Annotated in this window: 15 protein-coding genes; 9 read left to right on the forward strand and 6 right to left on the reverse strand. The window is 47.0% G+C overall.

The window, feature by feature from the left end:
* Positions 1–24 precede the first annotated feature (24 nt).
* Positions 25–480, forward strand: coding sequence for a hypothetical protein (locus AACV78_RS26015; RefSeq protein ID WP_194010454.1), 456 nt, complete (start codon positions 25–27; stop codon positions 478–480).
* Between the two features lie 282 nt (positions 481–762).
* Here the strand turns inward: AACV78_RS26015 and AACV78_RS26020 are convergent, their stop codons facing one another.
* From AACV78_RS26020 to AACV78_RS26030, 3 genes are all read right to left on the reverse strand, one after another.
* Positions 763–1704 carry a GNAT family N-acetyltransferase gene (locus AACV78_RS26020; RefSeq protein ID WP_194010453.1) on the reverse strand — a complete coding sequence of 314 codons (942 nt, stop codon included), beginning with the start codon at positions 1702–1704 and terminating at the stop codon, positions 763–765.
* A gap of 349 nt (positions 1705–2053) precedes the next feature.
* Positions 2054–2347 carry an antibiotic biosynthesis monooxygenase family protein gene (locus AACV78_RS26025; RefSeq protein WP_194010452.1) on the reverse strand — a complete coding sequence of 98 codons (294 nt, stop codon included), beginning with the start codon at positions 2345–2347 and terminating at the stop codon, positions 2054–2056.
* Between the two features lie 4 nt (positions 2348–2351).
* Complete coding sequence (locus tag AACV78_RS26030) at positions 2352–2510, reverse strand: hypothetical protein (RefSeq protein WP_194010451.1); 159 nt, start codon at positions 2508–2510, stop codon at positions 2352–2354.
* A 348-nt stretch (positions 2511–2858) separates the two neighbouring features.
* Between AACV78_RS26030 and cax the strand changes: the two genes are divergently transcribed.
* A complete protein-coding gene (cax, locus tag AACV78_RS26035) occupies positions 2859–3980 on the forward strand; it encodes a calcium/proton exchanger (protein WP_194010450.1) in 1122 nt (373 codons plus the stop codon).
* A 727-nt stretch (positions 3981–4707) separates the two neighbouring features.
* Positions 4708–6765 carry a protein kinase domain-containing protein gene (locus AACV78_RS26040; RefSeq protein ID WP_194074350.1) on the forward strand — a complete coding sequence of 686 codons (2058 nt, stop codon included), beginning with the start codon at positions 4708–4710 and terminating at the stop codon, positions 6763–6765.
* A 189-nt stretch (positions 6766–6954) separates the two neighbouring features.
* On the opposite strand, the gene AACV78_RS26045 is transcribed toward AACV78_RS26040, so the two are convergent.
* On the reverse strand, positions 6955–7593 hold the full coding sequence (locus AACV78_RS26045; protein ID WP_194074351.1) for a transaldolase family protein: 639 nt from the start codon (positions 7591–7593) through the stop codon (positions 6955–6957).
* 531 nt (positions 7594–8124) lie between these two features.
* Between AACV78_RS26045 and AACV78_RS26050 the strand changes: the two genes are divergently transcribed.
* Positions 8125–8349: a hypothetical protein gene (locus tag AACV78_RS26050; RefSeq protein ID WP_194074352.1), complete on the forward strand. Its 225-nt coding sequence runs from the start codon at positions 8125–8127 to the stop codon at positions 8347–8349.
* A 129-nt stretch (positions 8350–8478) separates the two neighbouring features.
* Here AACV78_RS26050 and AACV78_RS26055 read toward each other — a convergent pair whose 3' ends face one another.
* Entirely contained in the window at positions 8479–9138 is a 660-nt protein-coding gene (locus AACV78_RS26055; protein ID WP_194010446.1) for a SanA/YdcF family protein, read from the reverse strand.
* Positions 9139–10028: 890 nt separating this feature from the next.
* Positions 10029–10712 (reverse strand): DUF1345 domain-containing protein, encoded by a 684-nt coding sequence (locus tag AACV78_RS26060; protein ID WP_339383799.1) that lies wholly within the window; start codon positions 10710–10712, stop codon positions 10029–10031.
* A 194-nt stretch (positions 10713–10906) separates the two neighbouring features.
* Between AACV78_RS26060 and AACV78_RS26065 the strand changes: the two genes are divergently transcribed.
* The 5 genes from AACV78_RS26065 to AACV78_RS26085 all read left to right on the forward strand — a co-directional run.
* Entirely contained in the window at positions 10907–11161 is a 255-nt protein-coding gene (locus AACV78_RS26065; protein WP_194010445.1) for a hypothetical protein, read from the forward strand.
* 181 nt (positions 11162–11342) lie between these two features.
* Positions 11343–12317: an Hpt domain-containing protein gene (locus tag AACV78_RS26070; protein WP_194010444.1), complete on the forward strand. Its 975-nt coding sequence runs from the start codon at positions 11343–11345 to the stop codon at positions 12315–12317.
* A 362-nt stretch (positions 12318–12679) separates the two neighbouring features.
* Positions 12680–13144, forward strand: a complete 465-nt coding sequence (locus AACV78_RS26075; RefSeq protein ID WP_194010443.1) for a transcriptional repressor — start codon at positions 12680–12682, stop codon at positions 13142–13144.
* 574 nt (positions 13145–13718) lie between these two features.
* Positions 13719–15971, forward strand: a complete 2253-nt coding sequence (locus tag AACV78_RS26080) for a hypothetical protein (protein WP_339383800.1) — start codon at positions 13719–13721, stop codon at positions 15969–15971.
* Between the two features lie 40 nt (positions 15972–16011).
* Positions 16012–17896 (forward strand): DUF3685 domain-containing protein (locus tag AACV78_RS26085; RefSeq protein WP_194074353.1); only part of this gene is annotated, 1885 nt, incomplete at its 3' end.

The following is a 17896-nucleotide window of genomic DNA, read 5'->3' on the forward strand; positions in this document are numbered from 1 at the left end:
GCCTTGCAACACAAATAAAAGACAATGAAATCAAATTCAATCACGCAAATTAGTGGGAGTTCTGGTAAATTGATCGGCGGGGTTGCCATCCAAACCAGTGGCAGCCTAACTATGAAAATTGTCGGCGACACCTTACAAACTAAATCTGAAGAATTTTTCGGATTAGAAACTAAAGAAATTTTTGTTCCGATTCAAGATGTTAAAGGAGTTGAAATTGGAGAAGGTTGTACTTGGTGGCTGCTTTGGCTAGGAATCTCTACTCTCTGGTTCTTCATTGGCATTATCTTCATTGTGTTAGCTTTTGTTGTCAAACAGCGCTATATAGCCATTTACACCACTAGAAACAATCTAATTCTGTTTTATAGAAAAACTGAACGGGTAGAACAGTTTAGAAATGCCGTTCTAGAGGCTTGTCGTCCTAAACCTCCTATTCCCCGCTCCTCTCAGTCTCCGCCGCCACCACCTTCTTTGCCCAAATGATTTACAGTTGGCTAAAGTCATGAGCCAGTGAATTGGTATGAATACCCTTTTTGTGCTCGTCACTGTAATTCGCTCTCAAAAATTCTTGTGGCTCTTGAGAGTTGACAATTAAACCAGCCTAAATGTCAAGCCAGACAAAGACTTGGTTTACTTTATTACACATCTATTCAAATTTTGAGACGGATTAAGCTCTTGATTTAGCATAGTAAGTGAGGAAAAACCTCCTAAAAATCTGATTTACAGGTGGTAAATGTTTGTTAAACATCGCCAAACAACTTTGAATTAGCGCCAATTGTCTAATACAAAAACCTCCGATCGATTGTAACCAGGCTCATTTGGTTTGTGCATTACTACACCTGTACTTTCTGTGCGAAAATGCCGATCGACCATTTTACCATAGGCCACATCATGGCTCGTATTCACTCCAGCCATCAGACGCAACATTTTTTCACTCGCCCCAAACGCTTCACAGACATCCAGCAACTGTTCAAATCGATCGCCTGCGCCAACACCCGATCGCACAACTCCAAATTTGACATAACATACATTAGAACCAGCTTCGCTACCCGCACCGCAATGACAAACAGCAAATCCCGCCAAACCCTTGTCATCCCACAATAAAACCGTATCGCCCAAATTTTGAGCCTCAACCGCCAAAATCTCCCGCGATAAATCCAGCCCTGCATAAATACCATCCGTCAATTCATAACATTCTTTCAGACAGTGCAATCGCTCCGGTGAATTTAATTCAGAATATTTTATTACCGGAAAATCCCGCTCCACAAACTGAATTGGTTTTGCCATAATGAAAGTCAAAAAACGCGGGTAAAACCCGAATTTATGATAAAGCCCCTGGTGTTTTGGACTGTTGGGAAAAGTAAATAACCCCGCCTGTCGCGTCCCCCATTCCGAGAATTTGCCGATCGCACATTCAATCAAACCTTGAGCAACACCTTGATTCCAGAAGTCAGGATGAACGCTCAGCGGCCCAAAAAAACCCACACTCCCCCAACAAACAGCTATATTCGAGCCAACTAGCTGCCCCTCAACCTCCGCTGCGAAAGCCGCCGTGCGATCGACTAACCATCGCGTTTGAACATAGTTCGCATCACCACCAAAATCCGTCGGTTGAGCCAATCCAATAAAAGTACCAAAAGCCAGTCGAAAAATATGTTCAGCCGCCGCCAACTCATTTTCTTGAAGCAGTCGAATAGAGATATTCATTTTGTGCGATATCCGTTAAAAAAGCGAACAGTCATGCAATTATACATATTAAACCTCTTGCATAAACATTTGATTTAGATGAACATCTCCCGCTCATTATTGCGGTAAATTCCGCACTACCAACCAATCCGAAACCTGTCAATCCACCGTATACGATATAGAACCCATTCGATATCTATTGTGCGTAAATCTCAGAAACCGGGTTTCTCTCTATATTTCTCGTCACCCAACCAAAAACTCCAAGAATACCCGGTTTCTCGCCATGAGCGTAAATTTCAGAAATCAGTTCCTCTCTATATTCCTCATCACCCAACCCAAAAACTCAAAGATGTCAAATGGGTTCTATAAGTTATGAGAAAATGACTTCGTAATGTTCCACTGTTGGGAAAGGATCGTAAAAGTGATGCAATAAAGAACGCCACTTTTGATAATCTGGCGATTCTCGAAATCCCACAGTATGGTCTTCCAAATTCTGCCATCGCACCAGCAGAATATAGCGATTTCTAATTTCGATACACCGTTGCAGCTCGTGCGAAATATACCCCGGCATAGAAGAAATAATAGCTGAAGCTGTTTTAAAAGCACTTTCAAATTCAGCAGCCATATTAGGCTTAACATCAAGAATTGCAACTTCTAATATCATAGATTTAATCAGGCGATCGCCAATTTACTGCTTTCCGATCAATTTCTTGAATAAACTCATCTTTTCCGTCCATGTACCCCTGAATGTTATCCTGGTAAGCGTCTCGCCAACTTCGATCGTCGGGGACTACTTCTACTTTAAAAAAATCTAGTTTTATTGACATGACTGATAATTATTTGCGACTTTTGTGATTTCAGATGAGTTGACGATCGCATTTAACCGACACTGATTTTATCATTACTCATTTACCGGCTGCACGCAAAACTCTTAAACATACGGACAATGGGGATAAACTGACTGTTTGGGAACGCAATTTCAAATCGCCCGATCGCCCTTTGTGTAAAGTTGCTCTCCCGCCAGCGTCGCGACAGGGAAAGCCCGACAAAGGAGTAGGCCAATAAAAAAGAGCGCCACCTCAAGCTTTGAGCGATCGCCCAAATTTCCTTTCCTCCCGCTTCTTGCAACTTTGTGGCAGGCTATGATTGACAGTTGCGAGCTTTTAACAATCTAAATGCCAAACACAACTACAATAATTTCCAGCCTGCTGATATTTATCCCAGTTTCCATCGCCGGACACTTTCTGGGCTGGGAATCCTCCACAATCTTCATTACATCAGCCCTAGCCATCATCCCCCTAGCCGCCTGGATGGGCACGGCTACCGAAGAAATCGCCGTCGTGCTCGGCTCAAATTTGGGGGGTTTGCTCAACGCCACCTTCGGAAATGCCACAGAATTGATCATCGGCATCGTCGCCCTCAACGCCGGATTAATAGATGTTGTCAAAGCCAGCATCACCGGTTCAATTATCAGCAACTTACTGCTAGTGATGGGACTTGCAATGCTGCTAGGCGGCTTGCGCTACAAAGAACAAGAATTTCAGCCGACAGTCGCCCGGTTGAACGCTTCAGCGATGAACTTAGCCGTGATTGCCATTTTGGTGCCGACTGCTGTTGATATCACCTCCGTCGGCATTCCAGAGGCAACTATGCAGAACCTCTCTAGCGCTGTGGCTGTAATCCTGATTGTCGTCTACGTGCTGACACTGCTGTTTTCGATGAAAACCCACACCTATCTCTACGATGCTGGCGTGGCAGAAGTAGAAATGCTCGAAGAATTAGCCGAAAGTAACTTAGCACCAGACAGTCCCGACCACAAGGTCAATCTGCCGCTGTGGATTGGTGTGCTGTTGGCCTGTACTGTCATGGTAGCGATCGAGTCAGAACTGCTCGTGAGTACCCTAGAAGAAGCTACCGCCACTTTGGGGCTGACATCACTGTTTACCGGGGTGATTTTAGTGCCGATTATTGGCAATGCAGCCGAACACACGACGGCGGTGACTGTGGCGATGAAAAATAAAATGGATTTGTCGGTTTCTGTGGCCGTGGGTTCGAGTTTGCAAATTGCTTTGTTTGTTGCGCCGGTGTTGGTTTTGGCAGGTTTTATCTTGGGCAAACCGATGGACTTGGACTTCAACCCGTTTGAACTCGTAGCGGTGGCCGTAGCGGTGCTGATCGCTAATTCTATCAGTTCTGATGGGAAGTCAAACTGGCTCGAAGGTACTTTGCTCTTGGCAGCTTATGCGGTTTTGGCACTGGCGTTCTACTTCCATCCGGTAATCGAGGGACTTGTTTAACAGGCTTTCTCGTGCCGAAGGAAGATCCAAGATGCAAGAAGGAAGATGGTGGATTTTCCAACTCTCCCCCACTCTCCCACTCAAAAGCCTCTCGGTTTTCCAGTATTTTTTTGACGACTTACCAGCTTCCTCTTCGAGGGAGTATATAATCTCTCGAAGAGGACGCTGGCACTACAAATGCTTGGGCGCTCGATGTTCCCCGGACGCTCTGGTTGCAGGACTTCTTTTTTTTTTGAAAGTGGTCGTGGCGATCGTACAATTGAAATATAGCTGCCGTAAGTTCTAGAAAAAGATTTGATTCGCACTCGCGATCGAGACTTTAACTTTAGTCCGTCTGCTTGGCTCAATCGACCCTTCTGGACTTCAATCAGCAAGTGCTGATGAGTGTTGTACTAGGTGTGCTACGATCGTCACAATCTGAAGATTGAGTATAAGTAGACCACGTAAAAATTTAACTAGGTTGTTGAGCGTGCAGTCACACCTAACGGTGTTGCCCTCTGGGAAAGCTGGCACTCGCAAAAAAACCGAACTAGATAAAAACGACTAATCGAATACGGTAGGGCATACCGGAATTGACGCTTGAGGAGAAAACACCTCTACCCAAGGCTGGATCACTCCAGTCGCCAGTAAGTGAGTTCGCCCAAGCAAGAATCTCGGTAACAACAAAGTGCTGAGAATGCCCGAGTAAAACTTGATAGAGCAACCTCAATCAGGGTTATGTGGCTTCGTGAGTTATTGCCTCAATCCCAAATGCCCGAATCCCTCCGATCCAGCCAACTCTGGTAAACCCGCGTGCATTCACTGCGGGTCTGAACTTTTGTTGCAAGGTCGATATCGCCTAGTCGCGCCTCTCGGAAGCGGCGGCTTTGGCAGAACCTTTGAAGTAGACGACAACGGCACCCGAAAAGTGATCAAAGTCCTGCTCAAAGAACATCCCAAAGCTGTAGAACTGTTTAAGCAAGAAGCCGACGTATTGGTCAGGCTGAGACATCCAGGTATTCCAAAAGTCGATCGCGACGGTTATTTTACATTTTCGCCAGCTCACAGCACAGAGTCTTTTCACTGTCTGGTGATGGAGAAAATTGCTGGTGCAAATTTGCAAGACTGGTTGAAACATCGGGGCCGCCCGATCAGCGAACAACAAGCTCTCAACTGGCTCAAACAACTGTCGGAAATCTTAGACCAAGTTCATCGACTCAACTATTTTCATCGAGATATCAAGCCGCACAACATTATGTGCAAGCCCAACGGGCAGTTAGTGCTGATTGATTTCGGGACTGCTAGGGAAGTGTCGGCGACTTATTTCGCTAAGGTGGGCCAGGGACAAAATGTCACTGGTATTGTTTCCCCTGGCTACACACCGCCGGAACAAACGAATGGCAAAGCTGTTCCGCAGTCCGATTTTTTTGCTCTGGGCCGCACTTTTGTTTATTTGCTAACAGGGAAGCCGCCGACTGCGTTTCCCGAAAACCCGCGCACGGGCAGATTAATGTGGCGCAAGGGAGCTCCTCAAGTTTCCGATCCCTTGGCTAATGTGATCGATTACCTGATGGCACCTTTTCCGGGAAATCGACCTCAAAGTCCGCAAATGGTTTTGCAGTGCTTGGAGGAAATTAATCTAGACGCGGCAGAAACTCAGTTACCAACTCAGTTACCGACGACGGGGCAAACTAAAATTCGCGCAAGTTCCGCCGGAGCTGGGGCGACGAAGCAGAGTTTGATGAAGCGCCTCAGACCTCTGAATTCCGGCTTGAACAAGGCTGATAAAAATGTTTTTGGGAAAAATAAGTGGGTGGCGGGTGCTGCTGTCTTAATGCTGGGTATTGGCGCGTCTCAAATTTACGGTTCGATGCGTTACAAAGTGTTTCCGGCAAACCCGGTGTGGCTGCTTTCTAGTTTGCCTAGCAGTAGGTTTTTGGAAAGAAGTTTAGATAATGTCGGGGGTGTAAATGCGATCGCCCTGTCGCCAGATGGTCAAACTTTAGTCAGCGCCAGCTTTGGGACAATTAGGATGTGGAACGTGAAGACGGGACTGCTCGTGCGGACTCTGAATGGGGTGCATTCTAAAAAATCGGTCAAGTCGCTGGCGGTGAGCCCGGATGGCTCGATTTTTGCCAGCGGTGGCGACGACAAGAATCTGATTTTGTGGGATTTGAAGACTGGGCGGCGGATTCGGACAATTGCCGCTCACCAAGCCGCCGTCAACGCCATCGCTTTTAGCAGTGACAGTAAAACTCTGGCTAGCGGCAGCGATGACAAAACTGTGCGTTTGTGGAATCCCAAAACCGGCAGCAGGTTGCGGACTTTGGCCGGCCACGCGGGAGGAGTAAATGCGATCGCTTTGAGCCGAGACGGTAAAACACTCGCTAGCGGCAGCGAGGACAAAACTGTGCGTTTGTGGAATCTCGACACCGGAGAAGTCAGAAGAATTATCACCGGTCACGGGGGCGCGGTTAATGCTGTAGATTTTAGCCCCAACGGGCAAATTGTAGCTAGTGCGAGCAACGACAATACAATCCGTTTGTCAAACGTGCGAGACGGAAAGCGTACCCGCACTTTTAAAGGGCATTCGAGTTGGGTGAGGGCGATCGCCTTTAGCCCGGACAGCCGCACTTTGATTAGCGCGGGCGGAGAGATTATAGTTTGGGATTTGAAGACGGGAAAAGAAAGAGCCACTCTTTCGGGTCACAGTCAGTTTGTGAATTCTATTGCTATTACCAAAGATAGCAAGACTGTGGTAAGTGGCAGTCCCGATCACACTATTAAGATTTGGCGAATGCCATAGTCAAACCACTGTAAACTTGAGCTTCTAGATGAACAAATTGAATCATTGCTAATGACTAATTTTGTATGATATAGCTCTTGCTGGCAGTACCAACAATTGCATCAACCCGCACCCGCCCGTACTTACTAATAGCCAATTCCCAATTACCAATTTCCAAAAAATCGACAGGTTGTACAAATGGATTTGCTATTATCCCAAAATTCCCCGCCCGTTTTTGGCAAATTCATCTACAGTTTGCTGGGATAATTCGTGAACTGCCATTGCTTCCAACACGTCAAAAGGCAATGTCAAATGATGCGCGCCGGCTAATAAAGTCTTGACTGCTTCTTCTGGCGATTTAATGCTAGCTGCTAAAATCTCTGTATTTGTTCTATCTAAAACATTCGCCATATCCCGCACTAAGGCAAAACCGTCTCCTAGCAGTCTGGTGGCGCGATTCACATAGGCGATCGCATATTTGGCCCCCGCTTCTGCCGCCACAACGGCTTGGGCGGCACTGTAAATAGCTGTTACCGCACAAGGAATTTCCCCCGACAAATAAGCTACTGCTTGGAAGCCCGCCGCTGTTGCTGGAATTTTCAAAACTGTTTGCCGCCCGATCGACTCAAAAGCAGCCTTTCCTTCTGCTACCATGCCATCAAAATCAAATGCCATTAGCTGATAGTACACTTCTCCAGAAGTCAGTTGTGCCAGTTGTTTTAGTGTCTCATCAGCAGATAGCTCGCTTTTTGCCAAAAGTGTCGGATTAGTAGTAATTCCCGCTATCCATCCGAACTCGATCGCCCGTGCGGCAGTTGCTATAATTGCAGTATCAACATAAATTGCCATCGGCTCTACACCTTAAGTTTCTTAATATTTTCCAGACGCTTGCTTTCAGCTTGAGATAAATTTGAGCAAAATTCATTCGACAAGCTTTAACAATATCAGAATCTCGGAAATCTTACTCTTAAGTAAATATAACAATTCAGTGATGTGCATCACAAGCAGTAGCGTGCGAGCCGAGAATGCGTAAGATCGTGTCTGCAGTCACGACTACAATTAAATTGGTTTTGTAGTGACCAGATGAGTCCCCAGAAAATTCACAAAACTAAAATCCTCACTACCAACGCGCCGCAGGTTATTTTCCCGGACATAATACAAGCTGGGAATTTAACAATATTTACGTCAAAGAACCTGGTTTTTGAGGGAAAGTGCATAAGTTTTGATGAAGATAACTTATAAATGAGCTCAAAGCTTAGAAGTTTGTTGGTAATTGTGATTGTTGGGTACAGAAAAATTTAATTGCCGAATCCCGGATACACATAAGTTACATTTGTAGTAGGGGTTATGTATGCGATCGCTCTAGGAGGTGACTCAGAAATGACCGAACAAGAAAATCAGCAGCGACAAGTCAGCCTTGAGACATTTTCGGAACAAGTCCCGTTAGAAGAACCAGCAGTCGCTGAAGAATCCTCGATAAATCTGAATTCGGAAACTCTGTCTCAATTGGTTGAAAATAACGCCGAAGACCGTTTGAAGGCTCTGGGACGTTTGATGATTGTGAGCCTAACTTGGTCGCTGGCAGGACTTTCCAAACCCAAGTAAGCTGTGAGTTGGATTGATAATTTTGCTTCAATCAAAACTTACGGCTTCTTTTTAAGCAAATTAGTTCGATCGTTCGGACTAAATTCCTCTATCTAAGGAATTAACTCTTCAACCGATCGCCCATATTTTTTATTTTATTCCTTCAAACGGCCCCAAAAAAGTCGGTTTGGGACGGGAAACGCGCACTTCCCAAAGCGCTTTGAGGACTGCCAAAAATTCGCGAAAACTGTAACGGATCATGCTAGATTGGCGAAATTTCCCCCAATCCGGGGTTCCCAAGCCGATCGCCTGTACGCCCAACTGGCGACAGGTATAAACAGCGCGGGCTATGTGAAAGTTTTGAGTCACTAAAACAGCCTGGGTGATGCCAAAAATCTCTTTCGCCCGATAGCAGCTTTCGTAGGTGCTCAAACCAGCATAATCGAGAGTGATATTATTTAGCGGTACGCCCTGTGCTTGGGCGTACTCCTGCATTGCTTTGACTTCGTTGTAATCTGGGCTGCTGTTGTCTCCTGTCATCAAAATTTGGCGCACTCGCCCAGTTTTGTACAAATCGACCGCCGCTTGCACTCGATCGGCTAACATTGGAGTCGGAGTGCCATCTTCCCAAATTCCAGCACCAAAAACAATGGCGATAGGTTCTGCTGGAACCTTAGCTATATCGCTGTGACGGTAGTTGCTGGTAACAAGTCTGACGTAGTAGTTGAGCGCTAGGGATGTGAGCGCACAGGCTAGTATTAACAGCGGTAAGGCTAAGCGCAGTTGCAATAAAAACGATTTAAGTACCATAAATTTAAGCTTATTTGAGGGAACTTTTTCGGGAGCATCTCCGGGTTGACAAAAAGCATTTTTTTTTACAGTGCGATCGTCTCCGCTCGCAATTATTATTATACAACTCGCTCTTCGGGGACAGCAATCAAGCAAAAAAATAATTTGTCCAATGCAGGAGATGCGGCCTTAAACTAACTGTCTCATCGCTTTATGGTTGAAAAAAAATATTGACGATATTGCCAAGTTATGCGACAAATACAGCGTTAACAATCGCAGCCAAAAAATCGGGCGTCGCTGAGTTAGAGTATGAACGGCTAAATATACAAATCCCACAACTAACTATTGTGTACAAAAAATCAGAATTTTTGTAGGGTTACTTTTGAACTCGTGTTCGGTCGATTGACAGATTTAAATCAGGTTCGTAGGGCGGAATTTAGTCCGCCCTACGAACGAATGGTTTTTGTTATTAAAGAATGAAATTTTAATAACTTAAGCGATTGCTCGTTATTTTTGCTCTGCCTTCTTTGATGTGGCAACCTACAGGAGAGATGACTGTAGGAAGTGTTAGAGTTATTAAGTTTTCGATCCTGATTGACCGGATGCCATCTCATATTCCGATCGAGCAACTCGATATTTTTCCTATTCATACTTTAACTCAGCAACGCCAATAATCGATATATTCAAATTGTGCAAAATGCTAGTTGCTATCATTTTGGTTGTTATTCATATTGCGTCAGGCAAATCTGGGTAATTCGGCTGAATTTATTTCCTAATATCGTTTTCCCTTCCATTGAAATTATATTATTCGATCGGTCAGAGTGGGAACGACGACAGCACGCTAATAATTTTGATGCTACCGAATTTGATATATCACCAATTTTTCTGTTTACCAATTGTACTGATTCCTATCAACTCAATCCAGCAATAATATTGACGCTCATAGCCAAAATAGCAGTGTTAAAAAAGAACGACAACACGCTGTGAAAAAGCACGAGATACCTCATGGAACGAGAAGTTGTCTGCACGTCTGCAACCTGACAAGTCATCCCAATCCCAAAGGAGAAATATAAAAAATCTTTGTAGTCTGGTTCCTCGTCGCCGGGAAAATCCAAACCCTTCGCCTGCGAATGGCTGCCGTGCTGCTTGCTGCTGTTTCCGTAGTAGCTTCGGGCATAGTGCATGGTGAAAATAGTGTGCACCTGCATCCAAGAACCAACAATTGTCAGCACAGAAAGCCCCAAGTGCAAAAATAGCAAATTGGGGGGCAAGCCTTTGGTATCGCGCAGCAGGAAGACGATCGCCAACAAGCTAGCACAAGCGGCTGCGACGATCGTACTTAAGATAGTCAAGCGACCTGCATCCAACTGCTGAGCGTGGTGGCGCATCAGTTCTGGATTGCTTTGCAGCATCAGCATCCAAGTCAAAATTAGGAAACTGACAGCGCCCGCGTTCCAAATGCAAAGCATCCGAGTCAGCAGGAAATAGTCAGGCGGCAGGACAACAGTAACTGCTATAGCGAACAGAACAGACACCAAAAGGCGATGCCGGACGCTCCAAAGCCAGTGCATTTTAGATAAGCGAAGGTTTTTCACTACCATTCAATATGAAGTTAGGCACAATCTAGATTAAAAAATGCCATTTACTGCTATCTTGCCAGGAACTCCCCAAAAAAAGGTAAAAATTGATAACGCGCAGCACAGACAGGATGTTTCATGCCTTTTGATAGATCGATCGATCTCAACATTTTGGGTACAGTGGGACAAAATATAAATTGTGGTTTGACACTATGGCATCCTCTCAACCCCTCACAGGCCTTGAATTGATCGACTGCGCCAAAGCAAACGCCCAACAAGGCATCGTCACAGCCGCGCAGCTTTGCGGCTACGAAGCCGACGTCAACAGCTTCCAGCGGGAATTGAAACAGGCTTGCCAAAACATCGGCGTTGAAGTTAAGGAATTGAGCGACTTGATTACGGATCAGCAGATGATGAAACAAGGCATGGGCATTGAAATCGCTCCCGATACTCCTTCAGAACTATAGGTTTAATCTCCACCGCACCAGTTTTACAGATTCAGACTGGCCCGACAGTATTTTGAGCCTGCTAGGTTAGTCAGGCTAGAATATTTTGCATGGAAGCTTCTGACTTTTGGCAGGAGTCCTGTTTCCTCCCGCGAAGATGGTGCTTTCTGGAGGGGGGGCTGAGATTGTTAGGAGAACTGTCGTGTCAGATCAGCAAGAGCGAATTATGCGTTTGTTTATCGAGGAGGCTAAGGAGCACCTCGATACTCTAGAAAATGGTTTAGTGGATTTGAAGTCCACGATGAAAGACCCCGAAAGCGTTCAAGAGATGTTCCGAGCCGCCCATTCCGTCAAAGGAGGGGCGGCGATGCTCGGTTTGGATAGTATCAAAACAACCGCTCACCGCTTGGAAGATTGTTTTAAGGTACTCAAGGACGGGCCCGTCAAGCAGGTTGACCAAACGGCAGAATCCCTATTTTTAAAGGGAGTTGATACGCTTAAAGATTTGCTGGCGCGACTGGAAGGGCCTTTTGGCTTGAGGAATGAAGAGGGAGAAAAACTCGTTCAACAGGTGATGCCAGTTTTTGCTCAACTGGAAACTCATCTCAAAAACTTGGCTGCGGGTAAAGTTCCGGCTGCTGCTGCTGCGGTGGCTCGCGGGGCCGGGGCGGCTCAAACAGCGGGCGGTGTGCCGGCGAATTTTGCTGCGGAAGTGATGGTTTTACTTAAAGAAATGTTGCAGGGGTTCAAACAGAAAGAATCGGCTGCTAGTCGCGAGCAGTTGGCGGCTGTGTGCGTTCGCCTGTATAAGTTGGGAGGTAAAATTGAGACTTGGCAAAATTTAGTGAAAATAGCTAGAGGGGCGATCGTTAATCCCAAAAACTCTTATAAAGTCTTAGCTCCGCTGATTATCAAAGAACTCAAGGAGGCTGGGGATTTGGTGCAAGGGGGGAAAGTTAAGACGATCGCTCCGAGTAAAAATTTGCTACTTTTGGCAGCAAGCCCAAAAACTGTAGAAGCAAGCGCCCCAGCAACCGCAGCACCACCGGCATCGAAGGAAGTAGCTCTTCCCGCCGACCCGAAGGCGGTAGTCAGGCTTTTGCTCAAAACTTTCAACAAAAAGCAACTTTCGGAAATCGCCAAGTTACTGGTTCACGCTATCAAATCCTCGAAATAGGAGTTGTTGCAGTAGAAAATCAGGTCAAAGCAATATTTTTGAGACGGAAATTTTCTGCTGCGCGCTCACAGCAGGCTCATAGACTTGAGTTGCACAAGTCTTCGATCGATCTGTTAACCGCAGATTTCCAGCGTACAAACACTGATGGACGCAGATAATTCAATAATTGAAAGCGATTGAGTGCAACTCTGGTCTAGTGCGGCAACGGTTAGTCGATAGGGGCATTGAAGATTTACGGATTTTTGATTTTTGCCTTCTATCTTCTACTGTTGGGCAACCCTGCGTTAGAATTTAGATATTAAGATCGGCGTGCAGTATTGTACCAGAATTAAACATCGAGCAGGCTCTAGAAGGCGGTAGCTGTGAAACCAATTCGTTCATTAGAAGATGCTTTAAACCGCTGTCAGGCGGTGGGAATGCGCTTGAGCCGCCAGCGTCGATTTATTCTAGAGCTTTTGTGGGATGCAAAAGAACACCTATCGGCTCGAGAAATTTACGATCGCCTGAACCGACAAGCGCATTCGATCGGTCATACTTCTGTTTATCAAAATCTGGAAGCCCTTTCGAGAGAAGGGATTATTGAGTGCATAGAACGCTCGGAGGGACGCTTGTACGGCAATGTCAGCGACTCTCACTCTCATGTCAACTGTCTGGATACGGCTCAGATTCTCGACGTTCATGTGGAATTGCCGATCGAGTTGATCGAACAAATTCAACAGCAAACTGGTGTCAAAATTGTAGACTACCGGATAGATTTCTACGGATACCGCTCGGCAGGGGCAGAGGCGGAAGCATCGAGTGTTAGCGAGACACCAAAGGCTTTTTAACCAGAAATCCCTAGGCTGCCTGCTGTTAAAGCAATGTTGGAAATAAACCTGTCGGCAGTATAAAATGATTTCAGTACAGAATTGCTCTGCGCCCGACGGCGATCGATCGCCGTCGGGCGCAGAGCAATTCTGTAGGTTCAACAGTTGACTGCTGAGCTGGGACAGTTACTTCGGGCGATCGCGCGAGGAGATTGTCTCTGAGGGAAATTAATTTTTGCTTGGATCTTACAAGAGGGAGACTTTAAACCCATTTTTTCGGGCAAAAAAGTTAAAACTTTAGTGAAACTCCCTAATTCCAAAGCAGACTCAAATCTAAAATCTAAAATCTACTGACGGGGCTTAATACAGTTTTTTCTGCTAAACTGCCAGCGAGAGCTGTGAATAACAGTTTGATAACTGGTATGATCTACGTGCTTACAGAGCCTAAAATACTCCAAAGCCAGCAGTGGGGCGGGACACAAACCTCACTATAAAATGCCGTAAAGGGAAAGATTGCCAGTACCTTGAAGGAAGTTCTCGATCTCCTTAACAGGAGTCAGAATCCCACATCACAATCTATGGATTTGATGTGGGAGTGTCACGCATAGAGCGCATTACAGGACAAGCTGAAGTAATGGCGAGACGACAATCTGACCAATTCCACAGAGCACCGCAGTACAACCCATCCCCCAAGCCGACAGCACCATTGAGTGCAGAGGCGATAGGCGATGCGAGTACCTCAGCAAGGGTGCTGCCGAGCAACGAGGGCAAAAGAACTTTTTGGCAGTGGCAGCTCATCTGGCTGAGTCTCCTAGTGGGATTTGGAGTCACCGGTGCGGCCGCATTCCTGTGGTTGCTGACTATGCCTCCACCACCAAATTGCCAACAACTGTCACCGCTGGCGGCGGATGGAGAGCGACTTTACTGCGCTCAACAAGCGGCTAAGTCGGGAAAACTAGAACAGCTAGAATCGGCAATTGCACTGGTGCAGGCTTGGCCCAAAGAACACCCGTTATACTCGCAGGGGCAACATTTGATCGGAGAATGGTCAAAAGCCATGCTGCGTTTTGCCAGGGCAAAAATTGAGCAAGGGGATTTGAAGGGGGCTCTGGAGATTGTGGCGAAAATTCCCAAAACCAGTCCGTCTTACCCAGATGTAGAGGAAGCTGTTGCTGCTTGGGAAAAAAATTGGCAGGAGGGTCAAAAACTCTACGATACAGCCTTAACAGCTTTGAAAAGCGAGGATTTAAAGAAGGCTTGGGATTACGCTCAAGCTTTGTTCAAGCTGGAAAATATTTTCTGGAGTCAGAAGCGCTACAACGAGCTGATCCAGCAGATTTCTTTGGAAAGAAACGGCTGGCAGCGCTTGCAAGAGGCGAGAGATTTGGCGCAGGATGGGACTCCGCAAAAGTTCGCTGAGGCGATCGTCCTAGCTCGTAAAATAGACTCGCAGCTTTTTGCGCGCGCTAAAGCAGAGAAGGAAATTGAGGGTTGGAGCCGGACTTTGCTGGCAATGGCTACTAAGCGGTTGGAGGCGAAAGACTTGCCGGGGACGATCGAGGCGGCTTCTGTGGTGCCGCAAAATACGCCACTGTTTGCGGAAGCTCAAGATTTGATGCAGTTGGGTAGAGCTCAGGCGGTGACGTGGAATCAGTCGATTTCCACACCGCTACCACAACATATTTTTAGTTTGCTCGAAGGGCAGGGCGCTGCTAGCCAAATTGCTCCGGGCCGCCCTCTGTACAAGCAGGCTCAAGTTCAAATTGAAAATTTACAGGTGCAGTTTCAAGATTTGGTGCGGCTGCAAATGGCGAGCACGATCGCTAATTTTGGTCAAATTGGGGCATTTCAGGTAGCGATCGCTGAAGCGCAAACCATCGGCCCTTCTCAGCCGCGGCGGATTCACGCTCAAACTTTGGTGGCTACTTGGCGCCGGGAAATTCAGCGGATCGAAGACAAATCTTTTGTGACTCTGGCGAAGCAGTTGGCAGAGTCGGGAACGGTTGAAGGACTCAAGAGCGGCATGGCTCAGGTACGTTTGGTGGCTCTCAACCGCCCCCGGAGAATAGAGGCGCAAACTCTCTTGGCTCAGTGGACGAAACGCATTGAAGTGATTGAAGATCAGCCTTTTTTGGATGAATCTATCGCCCTGGCGAAGGAAGGAAAACTAAGCGCGGCTATTGATAAAGCTTCGGAAATTAAGAGCGGTAGGACTCTGTACGCCAAAGCTCAGGATAATATCTATCAGTGGGTGAGCGAACTGCAAATTGCTAGAGACAGACCGATTCTGGATCGAGCTGCTGAATTGGCGTCTCAAGGTAGTCTGTCGGCGGCGATCGATATGGCTTCGCAAATCGGTTACGGTAGGGCGCTGCATTCAGAGGCGGCAGGGGCGATCGGGCGCTGGAGTGCCGAACTCAGAGCCAACACTGCACCACCGCCTGAACCCGCTCGCGAGTACGCACCAGCACCGCGACAGGAGGAGTACGCGCCAGCACCGCGACAGGAAGAGTACGCGCCACCTCCGCGACAGGAGGAGTACGCGCCAGCTCCTGAACCTGAACCTTACTATCCGCCCGCCAGACAAGAGGCCCCGGCTCCGGCTCCTGAACCTTACTATCCTCCAGCGAGGGAGCCTGAACCTTACTATCCTCCGGCGAGGGAGCCTGAACCTTACTATCCTCCGGCGAGGGAGCCTGAACCTTACTATCCGCCCGCCAGACAAGAGGCTCCGGCTCCGGCTCCAGCTCCAGAGCCAGCTCCAGAGCCAGCTCCGGCTCCAGCTCCGGCTCCACCGTCGATTCCTGAATCGGCTGGGCCTCCTGATGCTAATTTGCTCCCCGAGTAATTGGGTTTTCTGGCGATCGACCTCTAACATCTAAAATCGAGTGAGTAATTTGCAACTGCTGTCGATCGATAACGACCCCATTTTCCGGCTGGGATTGCGAGTCGCCTGCGAACAATCTCCAGACTTGGAGGTTGTCGCAGAGGTTTCGACTGTTTCGGAGGCCCTGCAGGTTTTAGAAGCTCGCTCCCTCGACTCTGGAGCGGCCCAGAAGCCCCCAGATTTGGCAATTTTGGGTGTTGAAACCTTAAAGTTGCGATCGGGTCAAGATTCGGCGCTGGCAGCTTGTGGCGAACTCAAAAGTTTGTACCCCAACCTGCCGCTCTTGCTGCTAGGCGAACCGCTGACACCGGAGTTGTTGGCGGTCGTACAAGCTGCGGGCGCGAATGGCTATTGTCCTAAAGGTAGAGATATTTCTGTGACAATGGAAGCTATTCGCGCGGTTGGTTCGGGCAGCACTTATTGGCCGGCGGATGCGACAGCTAACTCGACAATACAGCTCAATTCAGCCGTAGTTGCAGCAATAGAAAACTCAGCAGCAATTGCTGCTGAGGAAAATGTTGATGATTCGATAGTCGATCGCCCTTTACGCCAAAACATCCTGACTGATGCTTTTGTGTCTGGATTGCGGGAAATAGACTCAGCTTTGGCGCTTGTCAAAGCTGATTTAGAAGAGGTGAAAGCGGCAGGTGCGACGGATTTGCCCTCTATTTTAGACCGGGTTATAGTCAGCGGACGCCGCCGAGAATTGCTGGCTGCTCGCTGGATTGTCAGTCAGTTATTATTGGAAGCAAGAGGGCGATCGGGTTCCGCTCAAGGTAAAAAGAAGCAAGAGGGCGATCGGGCTTCGCTCAAGGTAAAAAGAAGAGAAAAGGCAGAAGGAAAAGCAGAGAATTTGTTGAATAATTCTCAGTTGCAAGTCGCAAAATCTCAAGTGGCGGCAGAATCTTTGGTGGTGGCAAATGATTGGCAAGGAAGTTTGTTTGATTCGGCGGCTGCTAAATTACAGTTTGATTTGGTGAATTTGACTGGCGTGCCTTTGGAAATCGATATTTTGCGATCGGCTCAAAAGCGCGAATTGATGAGTTCCATCCTGCGAAAGTTAGAGGATTTGCTAGAGGAATTGCGCTTTTCGCAAGTGCAGCCAACTCAATTGTCGGAAAAAATGCCTGCTATTTTGCGGGATTTGTGGGAAGCAACAATCATAGATTTTTTTGGCAGATATTACACGCTACAAACAGAAGAAAATCTGCTTTTAGACAACAGTCAAACAAACTTGAAAATGTCAGAAAGTGAACGGGTAAGCGCTGCTAATCTACTAAACGGCAGCGTAGAAATGGTGCCGGTGCTGTTGGCAGAAGAAACAGCCGTGGCGGCAGAAATCCTTGACAAAATACCGATGACTGTTGATTTTTTTGCCCATTTATTATTTGAAATTCCTCTGACTGTTGGCAATCTTTCTTGTGTTGCTGGCAGCCCGCAAGCAATGCAGCGAGCGGAAGCTTTGTTAGAAAATTTGGCAATTCAAATTGCTAGCGGAGTAGTGCAGCCTCTGCTGAATAATTTTGCAAATATTGAGGAAATTAAGCAAAATTTTTATGATGGAAAGTTGATTTCGACGCGGGAAATTGAGCGGTTTCGGAATAATTTATCCTGGAGATATCGCTGGGATAACTATTTTGTGGAACCAAAAGCTATTTTTGAAAGCAGATTTTGGCTGTTTGTTTTGGGCGATGCGGGAATTAAGAGAATTGCTATTTATGCTCCGAGAAATCGGGAGTTAGCACAGCTTTCTGGGTTGCAGTTGGTGTTGACTTTGCTGCTGGAAGCTAGGGATGCGATCGCGCCTAGGGTTCGCGCGGTGATTTCGCTGTTGGGTGCTGCTGTTGTTTACGTTTTGACTCAGGTTATAGGGCGGGGAATTGGTT

Source organism: Tychonema sp. LEGE 07196 (assembly GCF_963890365.1).
Classification (GTDB): Bacteria; Cyanobacteriota; Cyanobacteriia; order Cyanobacteriales; family Microcoleaceae; genus Microcoleus.